This window comes from Variovorax sp. PAMC28562, from assembly GCF_014303735.1.
Classification (GTDB): Bacteria; Pseudomonadota; Gammaproteobacteria; order Burkholderiales; family Burkholderiaceae_C; genus Variovorax.
In genome coordinates this window covers 3,214,642-3,235,435 of sequence record NZ_CP060296.1, presented here as the reverse complement: position 1 = coordinate 3,235,435, position 20,794 = coordinate 3,214,642, and the positions used below count along the sequence as shown (strand labels likewise).

Genomic DNA, 20,794 nt, shown 5'->3' with positions numbered 1-20,794 from the left:
CTTTTCGACCAAAACTGGAGACAAATCCCATGATCAAGCTGACCCTCACCGCTGCCGTGACTGCCGCCCTGACCTCCGCCGCCCTCGCCGCCTGGGCGCCCGCCCATGCAGCCGAGCCGATCATCGGCCTGGTTACCAAGACCGAGACCAACCCCTTCTTCGTGAAGATGAAAGAAGGCGCCACCGCGGAGGCCAAGGCCAAGGGCGCCAAGCTGCTTTCGGGCGCAGGCAAGGCCGATGGCGACAACGCGGGCCAAGTGGCTGCGATGGAAAACATGATTGCCGCAGGCGCCAAGACCATCCTCATCACGCCCAACGATTCGAAGGCGATCATTCCCGCCATCAAGAAGGCGCAAGACAAGGGCGTGATGGTGATCGCGCTCGACAGCCCGACCGATCCGGCCAGCGCCACCGACGCCCTCTTCGCGACCGACAACTACCAGGCCGGCATCCTGATCGGTCAGTACGCCAAGGCGGCGATGGCGGGCAAGCCGGTGAAGATCGCCACGCTCGACCTGCTGCCCGGCCACCCGGTCGGCGCGCAACGGCACAACGGTTTCCTGCAAGGCTTTGGCCTGAAGAGCTTCGACGCCAAGATCAACGAACTGGCCAAGCCGGCTGAAGTGGTGTGCATGGCCGACAGCTTCGGTGACCGCGCCAAGGGCCAGACCGCGATGGAAAACTGCCTGCAGAAGAACCCCGACATCAACCTGGTCTACACCATCAACGAGCCCGCCGCGGCCGGTGCGTACAACGCGCTGCAAAAGGCCGGCAAAGAGAAAGGCGTGATGATCGTTTCGGTCGACGGCGGTTGCGACGGCATCAAGGATGTCTCTGCCGGCAAGATCGCCGCGACCTCGCAGCAGTACCCGCTGAAGATGGCCGCGATGGGCGTTGCCGCCGGCATCGACTACGCCACCACCGGCAAGAAGGCCAGCGGCTATACCGATACCGGCGTGACGCTGATCTCGGCCAAGCCGGTGACCGGCGTCGACAGCAAGGACGTGAAGGTCGGCACCGATCTCTGCTGGGGCAAGAAGTAAGTGAAGGGCAAACTGCCCCCGATCGGGCAGCTCGGCCCGTTTATCGCACTGCTGATCGCGTGCATCGCCTTCGGCACCACCACTGACCGTTTCTTCAGCGGCGAGAACTTTTCGCTGATCCTGCAGCAGGTGACGGTCGTCGGCGTCATCGCCATCGGCCAGACGCTGATCATCCTTACTGCGGGCATCGACCTGTCGTGCGGAATGATCATGGCGCTGGGCAGCATCGTCATGACCAAGCTGGCGGCCGACCTCGGCTTGCCGGCACCGCTGGCGATCCTGGCGGGCATCGGCGTAACGGCCGCCTTCGGGTTGCTCAACGGCCTGCTGGTGACGCGCATCAAGCTGCCGCCTTTCATCGTGACGCTGGGCACTTTCAACATCGCCTTTGCCATCACGCAGCTCTATTCGGGTGCACAGACGGTGACCGAGGTGCCGCCGATGATGAATTGGCTCGGCAGCACTTTCGCATTGGGCGGCACCAACATCGCCTACGGCACGGTGCTGATGATCCTGCTGTATCTGGGCGTTTGGTTCTGGCTGCGCGAAACCGCCAGCGGACGGCACATCTACGCGGTGGGCAACAACCCGGAAGCAACGCGGCTGGTGGGCATTCCGCCCGAGCGCGTGCTGCTCGGCGTGTATGTGCTGGCAGGCGTCTTCTACGGTATCGCGTCGCTGCTGTCGGTGGCGCGCACCGGTGTCGGCGACCCAAACGCGGGGCAGACGGAGAACCTCGACGCCATCACCGCGGTGGTGCTCGGCGGCACCAGTTTGTTCGGCGGGCGCGGCATGATTCTCGGCTCGCTGGTCGGCGCGATCGTCGTCGGCGTGCTGCGCAACGGGTTGACGTTGATGGGCGTGTCTTCCGTCTACCAAGTGCTGATCACCGGCATCCTGGTGATCGTCGCGGTGACGGTGGACCAGCTGTCGCGCAAAGGAGCACGTTGATGGACGCGAGCACCACTCCCATTGCAGCGACCCCGCGCATCGTGATGCAGGCCAAGGGCCTGATAAAGCGCTATGGACAAGTCGTTGCACTCGACGGCGCCGACTTCGAGCTGCGCGCCGGCGAGATCCTGGCCGTCATCGGCGACAACGGCGCGGGCAAGTCGTCGCTGATCAAGTGCCTCTCCGGTGCCACCGTGCCGGACGAAGGCGAGATCATCCTGGACGGCAAGGTAATCCACTTCAAGGGGCCGATCGACGCGCGCCGTGTCGGCATCGAAACGGTGTACCAAGACCTGGCAGTAGCGCCCGCGATGACGATCGCCGAGAACCTGTTTCTCGGCCGAGAAATCCGCCGCGAAGGCTTTGCCGGCAACGTGCTGCGCATGCTCGACAAGAAGCGGATGCTGGAAGAAAGCGTGATGCGGATGAACGACCTGAAGGTCGGCATTCGCTCGATGACGCAGGCGGTCGAAACGTTGTCGGGTGGGCAGCGGCAATGCGTCGCGGTGGCGCGCGCAGCGGCGTTCGCGCACCACGTCGTCATCCTCGACGAGCCGACCGCGGCGCTGGGCGTCAAGGAGGGCAACATGGTGCTGGAGCTGATCCGCCGGGTGCGCGACAAGGGGCTGCCGGTGGTGCTTATCAGTCACAACATGCCGCACGTCTTCGAGATCGCCGATCGCATCCACGTGGCGCGACTGGGCAAGCGCGGCGCGGTGCTCAACCCGAAGAAGATCAGCATGAGCGACACGGTGGCAGTGATGACAGGCGCGTTGCCGCCCGAGCAGTTGCCGGCCGAATGCCTCGCGTGAACGGGGCGGGTGAGTCCGCACAAGAGGCGGGCCGGCTGCGCCCTCGCGGGTCGAGCCAGGGCGGGCTGAGGCAATACAACGAGCGCGTGGTGCTGCAGGCGATCCGCAACCACGGCGCCCTCCCCGGCGCGGCGCTGGCACGCCTCACGCAACTCACGCCGCAGACCATTTCGCTCATCACCAAGCGCCTGATCGAAGACGGGCTGCTGCTGCGCGGCGCCTTGCTGCGCGGCAAAGTCGGGCAGCCGTCGGTGCCGCTGGCACTGAATCCGGACGGCGCGTTTTCCATCGGTATCAAGCTCGGGCGGCGCAGCCTCGACATGCTGCTGGTCGACTTCACCGGCGCGGTGCGTGCGCGTCGCAGCCTGGCCTACGACTACCCGACGCCGGAGGCGGTGTTCGAAGAAATCGCCCTGCGGCTGGCGGAGTTTCGCGGGCTGCTCGGTGCGTCCGGGCTGGAGCGATTGCAGGGCATCGGCATCGCGGCGCCGTTGTCGCTCGGCGGCTGGCAGGCGCTGATGGGGGTCGATGCCAAACGCGCGCTGGCCTGGAACCGTACCGACGTGCGCGCCAAGGTCGCGGAGCTTTCGGGGTTGCCCGTGACTTTCGTCAAGGACACGGCGGCAGCATGTGTCGCCGAGCTGGTGGCGGGTCGCGGCCGGAGCGTGCGCAGCTTCGTCTACGTCTTCGTGGACACCTTCATCGGCGGTGGCCTGGTCATCGACAGCCATCTGCAGGGCGGGCTCAACGGCAATGCGGGCGCGGTGGGTTCACTGGCGCTGAATCGTGCGGCGCCGGGCGACACAGCCGCGCCAGCGCAGTTGCTGAGCGTGGCTTCGCTCATCACGCTGGAGCGCTTGTACGAGGCCGCCAAGCTCGACCCCGCCGCTGTCGCTGACGACCGCGCGTTGCAGGCGCCGTGGCGCGCCATCACGCAGCAGTGGCTCGACGAAGCGGCCTACGCGATCGTCTTTGCGATCCACGGCGCGGCGTGCCTGCTCGACCTGGAAGGCGTGATCGTCGATGGTTCGTTCAGCCGCGACATGCTGGCCGCCATGCTCGACGCCATCGACAAGGCGAAAGGCCGCTACAACTGGGAAGGCGTCGAATGCCCCGAGGTGCTGCCTGGCACCACCGGCTCGGACGCGCGCGCGCTGGGCGGCGCGTTGCTGCCGCTGCACGCCAACTTCGCGCCGGACCGCGATCTGTTTCTCAAGCTCGACAAGACGTCGACCTGAGTTCGGTCGGCAAGCTGCGGTCATTCGCCCCAGCTGAATAAGAGGTCGGCGCGCGTTTTCGTGGCGTCGATCAGGCGTGCGTTGGGTTCGTCGGTGCCGGCGACCCAGGCGAGTGCCGCTTCGTGGCTGCGGCCGAACTGCTGGTGCCGCTGTACGAGTCGATCGTTTCGCAGCCCGTCGTCGACATCGACGAACCAGACTTCGTCGAGCAGCCCCGCGATGCTGGCCCAGGCGCCTTCGTCGTGCAGCAGGTAGTTGCCTTCGGTGATGACCAGTTGCGTTTTGGCATGAACCGCGATGGCGCCGGCGATCGGCTCTTCGAGGTCGCGGCGAAACTCCGGCGCATAGACGATCTCGCCCTTGTCTTGCTGACGCAGCCGCTGCAACAAGCTCAGGTAGCCACCCGTATCGAAAGTGTCGGGTGCGCCCTTCCTGTTGGCGCGGCCGAGGCGCCGCAGTTCGATGTTGGCGAAGTGGAAACCATCCATCGGCACCACTTGCGACAGCGCTGCGAACTCGCGTTGCAACGCGACGGCCAGCGTGGACTTGCCGGCACCCGGTGGTCCGACGAGGCCCAGTATTTTTCGTTGCCCGTCGGCCAGCAGGTCTTGCACGTGCTCCAGGAAACGCCGTGGCACGGAAACCGAAGGAAGAGCAGATGGCATCGTGGGGGTCGCTGTCGACATCGTGAGTCCTTATCGAAAAACGTTCAGTGCCCCAAAACGTGCAGGCCCAGCAAAACGACAACGATAACAACCAGCAGCCCGGTGGTGCATTGCCAGAACCGCACCGGGTGTCTTTCGATGAGCGGCAAGGTTCGCATCTGCAAAAACTCCTGTCCGGGCGCGCGAAGGTCGTGTGCGAATTCGGATACAGCCTCTTGCCGCTTCGCAGGGCTGGGGTGCAGTGCCTTTTGCATCACGGCATCGATCCATGCGGGCAGGTCGGGCCGGAAGTGGCGCACCGGCAGGTAGCGCAACCGAGCGACGTCGGCAGGTGAACGGACCCGCGATGCGTGCAGGCCGTACGGCAGTTGCCCCGTGAGCATCTGGTAGGCGATGACGGCCAAAGAAAACAGATCGGAGCGAACGCTACCGCCATGCCCGACGAAGTATTCGGGCGCCGTGTACTGCAAGGTTCCGACGATGACGAGCGCATCGCGCGCGCCGGCGCTCTCGGCCAGGCCCGCCACGTGGGCCGAAGCGAGGTCGATGATCTTGACCGTGCCGGTGCGGTCGATCATCACGTTCTCCGGGCGAAGGTCCTGGTGCAGCATTTCCCGGCCATGCAGCGCCTGCAGCCCCAGCGCCAGTTGCTCGATGAGGCCACGCACGCTGTCCAGCCCCGGCTTCGGGTGGTCGACCATCCACTGCGCCAGCGTCTGGCCTTCGACGTACTCCATCGCGACGTACAGATGGTCGCGCGGCCGGTCGATGGCGCTCGCCTTCAGAACATGCGGGCTGTCGACGCGCCGCGCCACCCACTCTTCGAGCACGAAACGGTCGAGGTAGTCGGTGTCTTCGCGCATGTCGACAGAAGGCAGCTTGAGCACCACTTGCTGCCCGGTGGCGTCGTCCACGGCAAGGTGCACATGGCTGCGCGCACTCACCTGCAGTTCGCGCACGAGCGTGAAGCCTTCGAAGCTCGCCCGTGGCGCCAACGGCGGCGATATGGCAAGGGCCTGCCGCTGCAACTGCAGCTGCGCGGCGTCGGCGGCCGGGAGTTCGTCGATGCGCAACAGCTGCACGGTGGCATCGTCGTCGCTGCCCTTGTCCCGGGCTGCAATCACCAGCAGCCGAGCCGCTTCGTCGAAGTCGTCGCCGCACCGGGCGAGCGCGTCGTGCACGGCTTCCGCGTCCAGATGGGCATAGGCGCCATCGGTCGCCAGCAAGTAGATCTCGCCGACCTCGGCGGCCCAGTCGCTGTAGTCGATGTCGACGTTCGAGTCGGCGCCCAGCGCCCGCCCCAGGTACGACTCGACCGACGACAGGTGAACGCGATGGTCTTCGGTGAGTTGCTCCAGCGCGTGCGGATGCAGCCGATAGATGCGCGCGTCGCCCACGTGCAGCATGTGCACGTCGCGGCCCTTGAAGATGAGCGCGCTGAAGGTGCAGACATAGCCGCTGTCCTTGTCGAAGCGGGCGTCGCTGCGCATCGTCTGCGCGTGCAGCCACGAGTTGGTGGCGCTCAGTACGCGTTGGGCCGAGCGGCGCACGGACCAGGCATCGGAGGTCGCGTAGTAGTCGTCGAGAAAGCCGCGCACCGCCGCCGCGCTGGCGACCTGGCTGACGCGGCTGGAGCCGATGCCGTCGGCCATCGCCACCGCGATGCCTTTGGACGTTCGCAGCGCCCCCTCCGGCAGCATCGCGCCATGAAAGTCCTGGTTGACGGACTTGATACCGGCCAGCGAGTGCTGACCGAGCGTGACCCGCAATGTCTTGCGCAAGCGAGGCTTCAGCGCACGACGCGCTTGGGCGCCGTCTTGTAGTGCGTCGAGTAGAGCGTCAGGCCGACGAAGGTCAGTCCGCCGACCAGATTGCCCAGCACCGTCGGGATCTCGTTCCAGATGAAGTAGTCCATCAGGGTGAATTTGCCGCCCAACATCAAGCCGGTGGGGAAAAGGAACATGTTGACGATGGAATGCTCGAAGCCCATGTAGAAAAAGATCATCACCGGCATCCACATGCCGATCGCCTTGCCCGACACGGTGGTCGACATCATGGCGGCGACGACGCCGGTCGACACCATCCAGTTGCACATCACGCCGCGGATGAACAGCGTCAGCATGCCGGCAGCGCCGTGCGCCTGATAGCCCAGCGTGCGGCCTTCGCCGATGTGGCCGAGCCGCTCGCCGATGGCGTTGGGGGCCTCGCTGAAGCCGAAGGTGAAGATGATCGCCATGAACACCGCGACCGTCAGTGCGCCTGCAAAGTTGCCGACGAACACCAGGCCCCAGTTGCGCAGCACGCCGGCCCAGGTGGCCCCGGGACGCTTGTCCAGCACGGCCAGCGGCGCGAGCGTGAACACCCCGGTGAGCAGGTCGAAGCCCATCAGGTACAGCATGATGAAACCGACCGGGAACAGCATCGCACCGACCAGCGCGTTGCCCGTGTTGACGGTAATGGTGACGGCAAAAGCTGCTGCCAACGCCAGGATGGCGCCGGCCATGTACGAGCGAATCAGCGTGTCGCGGGTCGACATGAGGAGCTTGGATTCGCCGGCATCGACCATCTTGGTCACGAACTCGGCAGGGGCTAGATAGGCCATGGGATTCCTTGGAAACTGAAAGAAAAAAGGGGGCGAACAGGAGCGAATAAAGCGCGCGTCTCAGGCCAGTGCGACCTGCACGCTGCCTTGTTCGATGCGCACCGCATGGGCGCGCACCGAGTACTCCGGGGATTCGATGCATTCGCCGTTGCGCAGGTCGAAGTGGTTCTTGTAGAGCGGCGACGCGACGACGATGCGATCGCCCAGGCTGCCCACCAGACCGCGCGACAGCACGCTGGCCCGCGACTTGGGTTCGACGTTGTCGATGGCGAAAAACTGTTGCAGCGAGCCGATGTGAAAGATCGCGACGTGCACCCCGTCGACCAGCGCGCACACGCCGGTGTCGGGCAGGATGTCGGTGGCCGCGCACACGGCAGTCCAGTGGAGAGTTTCAGTGGTCATGGTGAGATGTCCTCGGATGTTCAGGCGGTGGCGGTGGAGTTGGCGCCAGAGGTTTCGGCCTCCGCTTCGCGCTCTTCGGCACGAGCCGGCCGGATCTGGCCGCGCTCTTCCACGAACACGATGTGCTCGTCCTTCTTGTCGCTGTTGACGAAGGAGCGAAAGCGCTGGCGCGTGGCCGGGTCGTTGACGGCCGTCTTCCACTCGCACTGGTAGGTGTCGACCACGTGCTGCATCTCGGCTTCGAGTTGGGCGCCGAGCCCCAGCGTGTCCTGAATGAGCACGTCCTTCAGGTAGTCGAGCCCACCTTCGAGGTTGTCGCGCCAGGTGCTGGTGCGCTGCAGCCTGTCGGCGGTGTGCACGTAGAACATCAAAAAGCGGTCGACCAGCCTGACCAGCTCGGCCTTGCTCAGGTCGGACGCGATCAACTCCGCGTGGCGCGGCTTCATGCCGCCGTTGCCGCACACATAGAGGTTCCAGCCCTTTTCGGTGGCGATGATGCCGACGTCCTTGCTCTGTGCCTCGGCGCATTCGCGGGTGCAACCCGACACGCCGAACTTGATCTTGTGCGGCGTGCGCAGACCCTTGTAGCGGTTCTCCAGTTCGATCGCCATGCCCATGCTGTCGTCCACGCCGTAGCGGCACCAGGTCGAGCCGACGCAGCTCTTCACCGTGCGCAACGACTTGCCATAAGCATGGCCGGACTCGAAGCCGGCGGCGATCAGTTCTTCCCAGATCGGCGGCAGCTGTTCGACGCGCGCACCGAACAAATCCACACGCTGGCCGCCGGTGATCTTGGTGTACAGGCCGTATTTCTTTGCGACCTGGCCGACGGCGATCAGGCCGTCTGCCGTGACCTCGCCGCCCGGCATGCGAGGCACCACCGAATAGCTGCCGTCTTTCTGGATGTTGCCAAGGAAATAGTCGTTGCTGTCCTGCAGGCTCGCCAAGTCTTTCTTCAAGACGAAGTCGTTCCAGCACGAAGCGAAAACACTGGCGGCCGTCGGCTTGCAGATGTCGCAACCCAGGCCCTTGCCGTGTTGGGCCAGCAGATCGGCGAAGGTCTTGATCTCGCCGACGCGCACCAGGTGATACAGCTCCTGGCGCGAATACGCGAAGTGTTCGCACAGGTGGTTGTTGACCGCCATGCCGCGCTTTGCCATCTCCATCTTCATGACCTGCGTGACCAGCGGCACGCAGCCGCCGCAAGAAGCGCCAGCCTTGGTGCAGGCCTTCATGCCGGCGGCGGTGCAGACGCCCTCGCCCACCGCCGCGCAGATCTGACCCTTGCTGACGTCGTTGCACGAGCAGATCTGGGCGCTGTCGGGCAGCGCCTCCACGCCGAGCCCGGGCCTGGCCTTGCCGTCGCTCGACGGCAGGATCAAGAACTCCGGATCGGCCGGCAGCGTGATGCCGTTGAGCGCGAGTTGCAGCAGGGTGCCGTACTCGGCCGCATCGCCGACCAGCACCGCGCCCAGCAGTTGCTTGCCGTCTTCGCTGACCACGATCTTCTTGTAGATCTGCTTGTGCTCGTTGATGTACTGGTAGGCGCGCGACTTCGGCGTCTTGCCGTGCGCGTCGCCGATGCTCGCCACATCGACGCCCATCAGCTTGAGTTTGGTGCTCATGTCGGCGCCGGTAAAGGCGGCGTCGTCCTGCCCGGCGATGTGCTTGGCGGCCACGCGCGCCATGTCGTAGCCCGGTGCCACCAGGCCGAAGGTCTGGTCGTTCCACGCCGCGCATTCGCCGATGGCGTAGACGTTGCGGTCGCTGGTGCGGCAATGGGTGTCGACCGCGATGCCGCCCCGCGCGCCGATTGCCAGCACGCTCTGCCGCGCCAATTCGTCGCGCGGACGAATGCCGGCGGAGAACACGATCATGTCGGTCTCCAGCCAGGTGCCGTCGGCGAACACCATGCGGTGCCGTGCGGTCGCGCCGTCGACGATCTCGACCGTGTTGCGGCCGGTGTGCACGTGCAGGCCGAGCGCCTCGATGCTGTTGCGCAACGCGCGGCCACCGCCCTCGTCGACCTGCACCGCCATCAGGCGCGGCGCAAATTCGACGACGTGCGTTTCCAGGCCCATGTCGCGCAGCGCCTTGGCGCATTCGAGTCCCAGCAAGCCGCCGCCCACGACCACGCCGGTCTTCGAGCGGGCGCCACATTCCTTCATCGCTTCCAAGTCTTCGATGGTGCGATAGACGAAGCAGTTGGGGCGGTCGCGGCCGGGCACCGGTGGCACGAAGGGCGACGACCCCGTGGCCAGCACCAGCTTGTCGTAGTGCACCACCTCGCCGTCGGCGGTGGTGACGGTGTTGTCGCGGCGCTCGATGGCCACTGCGCGAGCCGCCAGTCGCAAGGTGAAGCCGGTGCGCTCGAAGAAGCCCGGCTCGACCAGAGACAGATCTTCAGCCGTCTTGCCGGCAAAAAATTCAGAGAGATGAACCCGGTCGTAGGCCGGGCGCGGCTCCTCGCACAGCACCGTGACCTGTGCATCGGCGATGCCGAGCGCATGGAGCTGTTCGAGAAATTTGTGGCCCACCATGCCGTGGCCAATCACTGCGATTTTCATGTCGTGTCCTGCACGCAGCCGGTCCGGTGAAAGGGAGCGGTGGCCGACGCTGTCATTACAGAGTCGACACGGCCCCCGCTCGTTGGAGACGGATGCAAATCGGGTTGGAACAGACGAACACTCGAGCATCGATGCTCTCAGTTCGTTCGGATCCCGCCGTCATTGGCGGAGGCAATGTGTTGGCCGCAGCGACGGTGCCGTCGGAACACTGATGGACATCACGCAACATCCATGCCGGCCTTTTTTAGCGATGCGTCTTCCGAATGCCGAAGGCATGCGCCGTTCTGGCGCGTCAATCCTTCCTTTGGTGCACTGGACAACTTGGCAGCAACTCGTTTGGCGTTCGACAACATCGGCAAAATGCGCAGCTTGATAGCTCAAAAGGAATGACTGTGACTCCGACGACCCGGCCTCTTGCCCCCTTGACCGCCCCGAACGCTTCGACCACTTCATCCATGTCGGCGATGACCGTGGCCGCCGCCATCCTGGCACTCTGCGCCGGTTGCGGCACGCGCTCGTCGGCACCTGCCAACGCGCCTGCATCGACTGCGCAGGCTGCAGTTGCACAAGCGCCCGCCCGCGCCGCGCCAGTGAAGCCAGTGCGCGAGGGCATGGAATACGCAGCGCTGTCGGACCTCATCGGTGAAGGCACCGGCAAGCAGGTGAAGCAGGACTTGGTCGGCAAGTCGGTCAGCGTCGACCTTGTCAAAGCCACCGGACACAACGTGCCTGCAGGCGCGTATGCGGTCGACAGCACCGACCAGACCTTCTTCGTGTGCCGATCGGTCGCGCCCGGCTACACGGGCGGCGCCGTCACCGCCAAGGTGCGCGACTACCGCTATCTGCCCCGAAGCAAACAAAAGATCGTCGACCTCGACCGCTGCGCGCCTGAAGTCGCCGCAGTCGCCGCGCCGATTGCGGCCGCGCCAGCGCCTGCTGCTGCGGCTGCGGCTGCGGCGCCCTACGCCGGCGGCGCCAAGCCCGGCATCGACGCCAAGGGCAACGTGACCGACTCGTCCAAGGTCGAGGCCGGCAGCGGTCGCACGGTCAAGGGCTTGAACGACTACGAAGGCGAAATCACCGGCAACCCGGCGCCCGGCAGCAGGTTCACCAAGCTTCAGATCGGCATGCCCTTGCGACAGGTCACGGACCTCGCTGGCCCGCCGACCGACCAAGGCGCCTACATGACCGGCAAGGCGTGGATTCCGTTCTATTTCGGCGCCGACCGTCATCGCTTCGAGATGACCTACAAAGGTCAGGGCCGGCTGATTTTTGCCGGTGGCGGCATGGGCGATTTCTCTAGTGGCTATCTGATCTGGATCATCCACAACCCCAACGAAGCGGGCTACCGCTAGTCGGCACGCCGGCGCACCGGCCATGGCCGCAGTAGTACAAAAGGCCAAGGAAGCGCAGGACTACACGGGTCAACGGCTGAAGCACTCGTTTGGGATGTGAGGGCGTTTTCCTGCACGGTCCGGGGCACGCGTCTGTCCTGGGGGCCGCATCGCGCGACTGAAGATTGCGTCTATTCAAACGAAGGAGCAAACCATGACTCAGTCCGATGACGTTGTCGCGTCGACAGATCCCGGCCAGGCAAATTCCGGCCAGGCGGTCGATGTGACACAGATCGCTGCGGTCGAGCAATGGACTCAGCGGCTCGGCGTATCCGAGGAGGCGCTGCGTCTTGCAGTCGCGGAAGTCGGCACCTCCGCAGAAGAAGTGCGAACGCATCTCGGCGTGAGCTGAGCCAAGCGCCGTCGCGCTGCGCGAAGCAGGGTTACATCGATCGCTCGCGGTCAGTGGAGCTCGATGTGCCACCACGGCGGCAACAGGCGCTGCACCTCGGGCAGCGCGAACCGATCGTCGAGCAGATACAGCACGCCCGCATCCTGCTCGGTGCGAATCACGCGGCCCGCTGCCTGCACGACCTTGCGCAGGCCGGGATAAAGGTACGTGTATTCATAGCCCTGCCCGAAGCGCTCCTGCATCCGCTCGCGCATCACGTCGTTCAATTCGTTGTGCTGCGGCAGTCCGAGACTCGCGATAAAAGCGCCGACCAGACGCTCGCCGGGCAGGTCGATTCCCTCACCGAAAGCGCCACCCAGCACAGCAAAGCCGATGCCTTGCCCGCCTGCGACAAAGCGGGCGACGAAGGCTTCGCGCTCAGACTCCCGCATGCCACGCGACTGCGCCCACATCGGCACGTCGGGATAGCGCGCGGCCATCGCATCGCACGCACTGTCGAGGTAGTCGAAGCTGCTGAAGAAAGCCAGGTAGTTGCCGGGTCGTTGCTGGTACTGCGCCGCGATGATCTTCGTCAGCCGCTCCAGCGATCGATCGCGGTCACGGTAGCGCGTCGAGATCTGCATTGCCACGCGCACCGTGAGCTGGTGCGTTTGAAACGGCGAGCCGACGTCCAGATGCGCGGTGCCTTGCGGCATGCCGAGTGCATCGCGATAGAACGCGAAAGGCGCGATCGTTCCGGAAAAGCAAGTGACCGACAGTGCGCGCTCGAAGCGCGGCTTCAGGAAATAAGCCGGGATCAGGTTGCGGATCGCGAAACCGCAGGGGCCGTCAGGATGTGCATCGATCGTGCTTTCAAGTACCGAGTGCTCGCCGAACTCATCAGACAGACGCACGAAGCGAAGCATGTCGAAGAAGAACGGCTGCATCGGGCCGTTGGCCTCGGCCGGGTGATCCGCGAAGTGGTCGGACATGGCGCCGATGGCTTCCTGTAGCGCGCGATGCAGGCGTTCTGGAATCTGGTCGCGGATGGCGTAAGGAGTGAAGGCGGATGGCGTCGCGCCGCGCTGCGCAAGCTGCAGCGAATCCCACTCTCGCTCCAGCTTGTCGAGCGCCTGCTTGATGTGACGCGGTGCCACGCGCAGCGCAACGGCGAGCGCGGCGCTGTCGAGCTCGGACGAGTACATGCTGCGCGCCCGCTCTATCAGGTTGTGTGCCTCGTCGACCAGGACCGCGGCGCGCCATTCTTCATCGACCATCAGCGCGTACAAGAACGCGCTGCCATCGAAGTAATAGTTGTAGTCGGCGACCACGACATCGCTCCAACGCACCAGTTCCTGCGCCAGAAAGTACGGGCACACCCGGTGCGCCGACGCGACGTTGCGTACCGTTTCGCGGTTCAGCATTGACTGCCCTACCGCCTCGCTGCGTGCTGCCGGCAAGCGGTCGTAGAAGCCGGCCGCCAAGGGGCACGCATCGCCGTTGCATGCGCGGCCCGGAAACTCGCAGACCTTCTCTCGCGCGGCGAGTTCGAGCACCCGCAACGTGGAGCAGTCTTTGCGCAGCACGCGCAGCGACTCGAGCGCCACGGCACGGCCGGAGGTCTTCGCGGTCAGGAAGAACAGCTTGTCGGTGCGATGCGCGGTCCAGCCTTTCAGCAAGGGAAAGAGCGTGGCAATCGTCTTGCCGATACCGGTCGGTGCTTGCGCGATCAGGCAACGCTCGGCCGCGGCGGCGCGGTAGACGCCTTCTGCCAGTTCACGCTGACCGGGTCGAAAGCCGGCGTGCGGAAACGCGAGAGACGACAGGTCACGCGCCAGCGCAGCGCGATGCAAAGACTCCTGCCACGCCCATGCCATGAAGCGACTGCAAAGCGCCTCGAATTCAACTTGCAGATCGGCGCGCGTGCGCTGTTCTTCAAGCACGGTTTCGTCGCCGCTATGGATGTCGAGGTAGACCAGCGCGACCGTGATGTGGGCCAGCGCGTGCTTCTCGCACAGCATTGCGGCATAGGTGCGGGCCTGGGCCCAATGCAACGCGCGGTGATTGCCCTTGATCGCGTCGAACTCCCCGCGAAACGTCTTGATCTCTTCGACACGGCCCAACTCGGCATCGAAGCCATCGGCACGACCCCGCACCCGCAGGCCGCCGAAGCTCGAAGACAGCGAAACCTCGCCCTGGAACCCCGGCCCGCGCCGTGATTGAACGAGGTGATGGCCGGCGATGCCTTCCTGCGCGCTGGGTGCGGGTGCGAAGCGCAAGTCGAGATCGCCGGCCTTGGCGGCGAAGGCGCACAGCGACTTGACGGACACCGTGAGCTCGAGCGCCGGACGTGGCGGCGCCGCCACGTCAGCAGGGAGGGAGTCGGACAGGAGCGCCATGCAAGCAACAGGCCTTGGTCAACCGACCGAAGGCAGCGTTGCGCAGTCGGTCAGCGGAACCTGGAGATCTTCTTCGAAGCCCGGAACCGGCTGCGCCTTGGCCAGCGCCATCCAGACTGCGAACGGCATGCGGGCCTGCGAGCGATGCACCACCGCACGCGCCACCACGAGCCGATCGTTTTCAAGCATCAGCACGCCGCATTCGACAGGGATTTCGTCGGCAGAACCGATCGGCCGCCCGCGCGCGTCGCAGCCCAAAACGTACCAGCACTCGCCACCCAGATCGAGGTAGGCGGCGCGCTTGTCGGGCTTCTTCAGGTCCGACAGAAGGTCGGGGCGGCGCACCTTGATTTCGTGAACGATCGGCTGCGCATACGCCTCGACGCTGGTGTTGCGGATCGAAAAAACATCGGGCCGCGCGATGCACCAGCGATGCGGATCGCCTTCGTTGGTGCCCGCCAGCCGTGCACGCAAACTCAGGTTGCGCCAGGCGATGCGGCCAGCGCGCGTCATCTCGCGCGACACACGTTCGACCAGTGCCTCGTGCGCCGACAACGCCGCGCGGTTGACGACGAGCGATGCGGCGATGTGCGCGATGCCGCCGTCGGTGACGCGCAAGGTTTCATGCCCCAGCGCCGACCGCACCCGCTCCAGCAAACCCGCAGCGAGCAGATCGACCTCGATCGCATCGCAACACGGCCACCCGGAAGATCGGTACACATCGCGCAAGCGACGCGCGTGGATGCGGCTAAGCACGATGTCGCCCGGAAGCGAGTCGACAGGTACTTCGTGAGCGATGGATTCGGCCAGCATGGTGCGAGATGAATGGCGTTGATTGGTCAATGAAAATCTCTGCTTTTGTTTTGCCCTGCGAGTCGGCCGAGCCACGGCGTCAAGTCCTTGAAGCCTTGCGCCAGCAAATGCCGCACGTTGCCGCCGCTGGCCACGTCGCGCTGCCACACGCCCTTGACGGCGAGCAGCTTGGACTTCAACAACGGCTCGCGCTGTTCTTCGACCAGGTCGTTCCAGACGATCACGTTGACGATGCCGGTCTCGTCTTCGAGCGAGACGAAGATGGTGCCCTTGGCGGTTTGCGGACGCTGCCGCATGGTGACGATGCCACAGGCACGCACCACCCGGCCGTGCGGCAGGTCGTGCAGCTCGGCCGCACTCAGCAACTTCAGGCGCGCCATGCGGGGCCGCAGCAGCGCCAGCGGATGGCGCCGCAGCGTGAGGTTCATGGATGCGTAGTCGCCGACGATCTCTTCGCCTTCAGTGCCGGGTGGCAGCAGCAAAGGCGTTTCGTGGATCGGCACGCCCTTGAGCAAGGCCGGCGCGCGACGCTGCGCCGTGGCATCCCATACCTGCTGGCGGCGATGCCCCGACAAGGCCATCAACGAGTCGGATGCCGCCAGCGCGGCCATGTCGCGCGCGTCGAGGTCGGCACGCACTGCGAGGTCTTCAGTGCTGGTGAACGGGGCGAATGCGCGGGCCTGGAGAAGGCGATGGGCACCGGCTGCGCTGAGACTGCCGATGCGGCTCAGGCCCAGCCGCACTGCTGGATGATCTTGCTTTGCGGGATGACCGCTCTCCTCCGTCACCACAGGCTCCAACGTGCTGTCCATCTCACTCACCGTCACATCCACCGGCCGCACCTCGACCCCATGGCGCTGCGCGTCCTGCACCAGTTGCGAGGCCGAGTAAAAACCCATCGGCTGCGAGTCGAGCATGGCTGCCAGAAAGCAGGCCGGCTCGTAGCATTTGAGCCAGCTGCTCACTGCCACCAGCAACGCGAAGCTGGCCGCGTGGCTCTCGGGAAAGCCATATTCACCGAAGCCTTTGACCTGACTGAAGATCGCCTCGGCAAAGGGCCGGTCGTAGCCGTTGTCGACCATGCCGTCGATCAGTTTGTTCTGGAACTTCTCGATGTGGCCGGTGTGCTTCCAGGCCGCCATGGCGCGCCGCAAGGCATCGGCTTCGTCGGGGGTGAAGCGCGCCGCGATCATCGCGATCTGCATCACCTGCTCCTGAAAAATCGGTACGCCCAGGGTACGGCCTAGAGCCTTCTTGAGATCGGGATACTTGTATTCGATCTCTTCGCCGCGGCGCAGCTTCTCGCGGTTCTTCAGGTACGGGTGCACCATGCCGCCCTGGATCGGTCCGGGCCGCACGATCGCCACCTCGATCACCAAGTCGTAGAAGCAACGCGGCTGCAGGCGCGGCAGCATCGACATCTGCGCGCGACTCTCGATCTGGAACACACCGACGGTGTCGGCCGCGCAGATCATGTCGAACACCTTCGGGTCGTCGTTGGGGATCTGATGCATTTCCAGCGAGCTGCCACGCCACTGGTTCGTGAAGTCGAGGCCGCGCCGGATGGCACTCAGCATGCCGAGCGCCAGCACGTCGACCTTGAGCATGCCCATGGCTTCGAGATCGTCTTTTTCCCACTGGATGATCGAGCGGTCTTTCATGGACGCCTTCTCGACCGGCACCAGCCGCGTGAGCTTGATGTGGGTCAGCACGAAGCCACCGACGTGCTGGCTCAGGTGGCGCGGAAAACCCTTGAGTTCATTCGTGAGCTCGAGCCATTGCGCCAGCTTGCGCGGCGGCTCGCGCACGCCAGAGCGCTCCATCGCCTGGGCCAGATGCTGGTCGAGGATGGTGGTGTCGAACCAGTAATGGTCCTTGGCGAATTCGTCGACCAGCCGCTCGTCGACACCCATCGCCTTGCCGACATCGCGCAAGGCGCTGCGGGAGCGATAACAGATCACCACCGCGGCGATGGCGGCACGCTCGCGGCCGTATTTTTCGTAGATGTACTGGATGACTTCTTCGCGCCGCTGGTGCTCGAAGTCGACGTCGATGTCGGGCGGCTCGTTGCGCTCGCGGCTCAAGAAACGCTCGAACAACAGATGGCCGACCATCGGGTTGATGGCGGTGACGCCCAGGCAATAACACACCGCCGAGTTGGCAGATGAGCCGCGGCCCTGGCACAGTATTTTTTGTTCGTTGGCAAAGCGCACGATGTCTTCCACGGTGAGAAAGAACATCTCGTATCGCTTCTCCTCGATGAGTGCGAGTTCGTGCTCGATCTGCTTTTTCACCGACGCGGGAACGCCCTGCGGATAGCGTCCTGCCGCGCCTTCCCAAGTTTTGCGCGCGAGCGTTTGCGCCGGCGTCTCGCCGTTGCCGAGCAGCTCCAGCGGGTACGCGTAGTGCTTCTTGATTTCGTCCGGGTCGAAGCGGCAGCGGTCCATCACCACCAGCGTGTTGGCCAGTAGTTCCGGCGGGTACAAGTCGACCAGCCGCAAACGTGGGCGCAGATGCCTCTCGGCATTGGACTGCAGCGCGAAGCCGCATTCGGCCACGCTCCTGCCCTCGCGGATTGCAGTGACCACATCGTGCAACGGCTTGCGCGACCGCTTGTGCATGTGCACGTCGCCAGCCGCGACCAACGGTACGCCGGTGGCTTGGTTGACCTGCTCGAGCGTGAGCAGCCACAGGTCGTCGTCCATCTCGTTGAGCAGTTCGACGACGATCCAGAGGTGGCCGCCGAACAAGGTTTGGGCGTGCGCGACGTCGGCCGATAAAGCGTCGACGTCGACCGTGCGATGTGGCGCAAGAAGGATTTCGCAGTGCTGCAGCGATGCGACCTCGCTTTCGGTCTTGTCTTCGTGGTCGACCTGAACTTCATCGCTGCCGTGCCTCGGCCATGTCACGCGGTACTCGCCTTTGGGCGCGCTGGTGGTGCGCGCTGCGGTGATGAATTCACAGAGGTTGCCCCAGCCTTCGAGGTCGTGCGCAATCGCCACCAACTTGAAACGGTCGAAGTCGAACTCGCTGCCGAAGAGCAGCCGGAAATCGGGGTTGCGCGTGAGCGGTGGTTCGTCGGCGTGCTCATGCTCGTAGTCGTCCAGCGCCTGCGGATGGTCGCGCAACGCGACATGCGCCCGCACGATGCCGGCGACCGAGCATTCGTCGGTGATCGCCAGCGCCTTGTAGCCCAGGTGGTAGGCCTGAATGACCAGCTCTTCCGGCCGGGAGGCGCCGCGCTGAAAGCTGAAGTTGGTGAGGCAATGCAGCTCGGCGTAGTCGGGCAGCGTTGGCAACTCCGGCGGCTGTTTCGGCTGTTTCGGCTGCTTCGGTGGCAGTGGATGCAGCTTGGCCGGGCGGCGCGCCATCAACTGTTTGTCGCTGAGTTCAGGCATAGATCCCCTGCAGGAACCAGCGCGTTTCATTCGTTCCGCGCAAGGCGGAAGTTCGCTCGCGATAAACCCAGACCAGACCGGCCTCGGGGCTCTCCGCGACGTAATAATCGCGCGCCATCGGCTCGCCGCCTTCGTTGTGGTCGTCGGCCCACCACCCGCCTTCGAGCCGCTGCGGCCCGACCAGCCGCCGCAACCGCCCGTGGTACCAGGGATGCCCGGCGCGTATTTCGAGGCGCAGCGGCTCGCGCAGCAACCAGGGCGGAAAGGTACTTACGCCCTCTCCCCTGGGGGGAAGGCAGGGATGGGGGCTCCCCCCGCGACGGCCCGTAGCAAGCCCCCTCCGCAATGCCGGGCCCCACGCCTGCATCGCCTCCGGTCGATGGTCCGCCACGGCCACCGGCACCTGCACCTGCTGCGCCCCCAACCGCGCACTCAGCCGTTCCACCAACTCGTGCAGCTTGTCGCCCTTGCGGTTGTCTTCAGGCAGGAAGCTCGTGCTCGCGCCGGCCCAGGGCGACGTGTCGAGCGAGCGCAAGCGCAACCAGCTCGCAGGCGCACCGAGCTGGGTCAGCGCCAGCCGCTCACTCATCAGTTTGCGCAGATGCGCCATGTCTTGCGTGGGCTCGGCGGTACGCACGGTGATGCTCTGATGCGGCGGCAGGTTCACCCCGTTGAAGCGCCTCAAATCGAGCGTCCATTCGAGTTCGAGCGCCAGCACGCCGCGCTGACGCGCGCGCAGCCAGATCTGCAGTGCCGACAACAAGCGGTTGGCCGACCACATGAGTTCATGCGCGTTCTCGGCCAGCGCCGGCAGCTCGAGCTTCTGGTCGAACACATCGGGCAAGGTAAGCCACGTGTGCTTCTCGGGGCGCAAGCCCCACGCCATGTCGAGCGTCTCACGCAGCGTCGTACCGAAGCGCCGCGAAAGACCGCCGCGCGGCAGCGCCGCCACGTCGCCCCAGGTGCGGCAGCCCATGCGCTCCAGCACGTCGAGATGCTCCCGCGCAGCCGTGAGTGCGCCGAGCGGCAGGGCGGCCGGCACATCGACGGGCGGCTTGTGGCCGCGCGCGAACAGCCGCAGCCGTGCCAGCGCGATCAAGCCATTGGCGCCCTGCACTTTCTGGATGCGCGTGCCGGGCGCCGGGTTCCAAGCGGTCATCAGGCGCATCAACGACTGCTGCCCGCCCCAGAGCCGCTCGCAGGCCGAGACTTCGAGCAGGAGCGCTTCGTCGAGCCATGTGACACGCGGCGTGAATTGCAGCGCCCACCAGCCGAGGGTTTCGATGGAAGGAGGCGCAGCGACAGGCGTGTTGGCGGCTGGCGCGCCAGGCGTCGGTGCCGTTGCAGCCACAGGTGCCCGGTCTTCTTCAGGCTGCCACCGCAACGCGATCCATTGCATGCGATTGCCCCTCCTTCCTGCGCAAGTCCAGACGGACCACGGTCGTGCCGGGATTTGCTTCTTCTTGCGCGCCTTGCAGTTCCTGCATGCGCCGCTTGCGCCGCAACTGGCTGGCCGCCAGCAACGCCGTCATGCGCTCGCTGCGGGCGGGCAAAGTCAAGGGCATTGCCAGCGGCGGGCCACGGCGCTTCAGCAAATGGACGTCCATCTGCCCGCCTTCTGCCGGAACCACCTGCAGCCGCAACCGCGCCGGTGAAGCCGACTGCGCCATGGATTCAGGCCTGAAGACGAACAACAGCCCCTCATGCTGTGCCGCAGCGAGTTGCAGCCTGCGCAACTCGCCCACGCGCGCCTGCGGCAACCACGCCAGAACGCCCGCCACGTCGGCGCAACGCAAGGCCTGCTCGCAAGCCCATAGCCGTGCGGCAGACGCCTCGCTGCGCACCCACATCAGCGCCTCGACCGGCAACCCCGCGGCGGCGAGCGCCGGGCCGAAGGGCTCGTAAGGTGCGCCGATCAATACCACCGGCCCGCCCCGCGTTTCGACCGCGCGAGACAGCACCGGCAGCAGCAGTCGCCAGACATGCGCTTCAGGTGCCGCCTGCAGCACCTCGGTCATCGCGCCGATGGGCCAGCCGCCCCCCGGCAGCTCGGCGTCGAGCGCGGGGTGGCCGGTGCCGAGCACGGGCATGTCGGCGCTGCCCAGCTCGTCACCGCGCCAGACGTTCTGGCGCGCGGACGGGGAAAAGGAGTCGAAGGAAGGGAGGCCCATGATGAATC

At 65.3% G+C, this 20,794-nt stretch carries 17 protein-coding genes; 7 read left to right on the top strand and 10 right to left on the bottom strand.

Annotation, left to right across the window (positions count from 1 at the left end):
• Positions 1-29: 29 nt before the first annotated feature.
• From H7F36_RS15225 to H7F36_RS15210, 4 genes are read left to right on the top strand one after another with little or no spacing between them, the layout of a single operon-like run.
• A complete protein-coding gene (locus H7F36_RS15225; RefSeq protein WP_187051618.1) occupies positions 30-1,043 on the top strand; it encodes a sugar ABC transporter substrate-binding protein in 1,014 nt (337 codons plus the stop codon).
• Positions 1,044-1,994: an ABC transporter permease gene (locus H7F36_RS15220; protein ID WP_187051617.1), complete on the top strand. Its 951-nt coding sequence runs from the start codon at positions 1,044-1,046 to the stop codon at positions 1,992-1,994.
• Positions 1,994-2,806: an ATP-binding cassette domain-containing protein gene (locus H7F36_RS15215; RefSeq protein WP_187051616.1), complete on the top strand. Its 813-nt coding sequence runs from the start codon at positions 1,994-1,996 to the stop codon at positions 2,804-2,806. The genes H7F36_RS15220 and H7F36_RS15215 overlap by 1 nt, the downstream gene beginning before the upstream one ends.
• On the top strand, positions 2,794-4,044 hold the full coding sequence (locus tag H7F36_RS15210) for an ROK family protein (RefSeq protein WP_187051615.1): 1,251 nt from the start codon (positions 2,794-2,796) through the stop codon (positions 4,042-4,044). The genes H7F36_RS15215 and H7F36_RS15210 overlap by 13 nt, the downstream gene beginning before the upstream one ends.
• Before the next feature lie 20 nt (positions 4,045-4,064).
• Here H7F36_RS15210 and H7F36_RS15205 read toward each other — a convergent pair whose 3' ends face one another.
• Genes H7F36_RS15205 through nirB form a run of 5 tightly spaced genes read right to left on the bottom strand, consistent with a single transcriptional unit; the run spans position 4,065 to position 10,280 of the window.
• Positions 4,065-4,730: a nucleoside/nucleotide kinase family protein gene (locus tag H7F36_RS15205; protein WP_410003029.1), complete on the bottom strand. Its 666-nt coding sequence runs from the start codon at positions 4,728-4,730 to the stop codon at positions 4,065-4,067.
• 23 nt (positions 4,731-4,753) lie between these two features.
• Positions 4,754-6,490 (bottom strand): bifunctional protein-serine/threonine kinase/phosphatase, encoded by a 1,737-nt coding sequence (locus tag H7F36_RS15200; protein ID WP_187051614.1) that lies wholly within the window; start codon positions 6,488-6,490, stop codon positions 4,754-4,756.
• An 8-nt stretch (positions 6,491-6,498) separates the two neighbouring features.
• Entirely contained in the window at positions 6,499-7,311 is an 813-nt protein-coding gene (locus H7F36_RS15195) for a formate/nitrite transporter family protein (RefSeq protein ID WP_187051613.1), read from the bottom strand.
• 60 nt (positions 7,312-7,371) lie between these two features.
• A complete protein-coding gene (nirD, locus tag H7F36_RS15190; RefSeq protein ID WP_187051612.1) occupies positions 7,372-7,713 on the bottom strand; it encodes a nitrite reductase small subunit NirD in 342 nt (113 codons plus the stop codon).
• A gap of 20 nt (positions 7,714-7,733) precedes the next feature.
• A complete protein-coding gene (nirB, locus tag H7F36_RS15185; protein WP_187051611.1) occupies positions 7,734-10,280 on the bottom strand; it encodes a nitrite reductase large subunit NirB in 2,547 nt (848 codons plus the stop codon).
• A gap of 231 nt (positions 10,281-10,511) precedes the next feature.
• Between nirB and H7F36_RS15180 the strand changes: the two genes are divergently transcribed.
• From H7F36_RS15180 to H7F36_RS15170, 3 genes are all read left to right on the top strand, one after another.
• A complete protein-coding gene (locus H7F36_RS15180) occupies positions 10,512-10,670 on the top strand; it encodes a hypothetical protein (RefSeq protein WP_187051610.1) in 159 nt (52 codons plus the stop codon).
• Positions 10,671-10,735: 65 nt separating this feature from the next.
• A complete protein-coding gene (locus H7F36_RS22265) occupies positions 10,736-11,635 on the top strand; it encodes a hypothetical protein (protein WP_261802309.1) in 900 nt (299 codons plus the stop codon).
• A gap of 193 nt (positions 11,636-11,828) precedes the next feature.
• Positions 11,829-12,026 carry a DUF3606 domain-containing protein gene (locus tag H7F36_RS15170; protein WP_187051609.1) on the top strand — a complete coding sequence of 66 codons (198 nt, stop codon included), beginning with the start codon at positions 11,829-11,831 and terminating at the stop codon, positions 12,024-12,026.
• Between the two features lie 50 nt (positions 12,027-12,076).
• Here the strand turns inward: H7F36_RS15170 and H7F36_RS15165 are convergent, their stop codons facing one another.
• Genes H7F36_RS15165 through imuA form a run of 5 tightly spaced genes read right to left on the bottom strand, consistent with a single transcriptional unit; the run spans position 12,077 to position 20,786 of the window.
• On the bottom strand, positions 12,077-14,404 hold the full coding sequence (locus tag H7F36_RS15165; protein ID WP_187051608.1) for an ATP-dependent DNA helicase: 2,328 nt from the start codon (positions 14,402-14,404) through the stop codon (positions 12,077-12,079).
• Positions 14,405-14,422: 18 nt separating this feature from the next.
• Positions 14,423-15,247: a hypothetical protein gene (locus tag H7F36_RS15160; protein ID WP_261802308.1), complete on the bottom strand. Its 825-nt coding sequence runs from the start codon at positions 15,245-15,247 to the stop codon at positions 14,423-14,425.
• Positions 15,244-18,615, bottom strand: coding sequence for an error-prone DNA polymerase (locus H7F36_RS15155; protein WP_187051607.1), 3,372 nt, complete (start codon positions 18,613-18,615; stop codon positions 15,244-15,246). The genes H7F36_RS15160 and H7F36_RS15155 overlap by 4 nt, the downstream gene beginning before the upstream one ends.
• The gene (locus tag H7F36_RS15150; protein ID WP_187051606.1) at positions 18,608-20,014 is read right to left on the bottom strand and encodes a DNA polymerase Y family protein; all 1,407 of its coding nucleotides are present in this window, start codon (positions 20,012-20,014) and stop codon (positions 18,608-18,610) included. Before H7F36_RS15150 ends, H7F36_RS15155 begins: the two co-directional genes overlap by 8 nt.
• Positions 19,983-20,786: a translesion DNA synthesis-associated protein ImuA gene (gene imuA, locus H7F36_RS15145; protein ID WP_187051605.1), complete on the bottom strand. Its 804-nt coding sequence runs from the start codon at positions 20,784-20,786 to the stop codon at positions 19,983-19,985. The genes H7F36_RS15150 and imuA overlap by 32 nt, the downstream gene beginning before the upstream one ends.
• Positions 20,787-20,794: the final 8 nt, after the last annotated feature.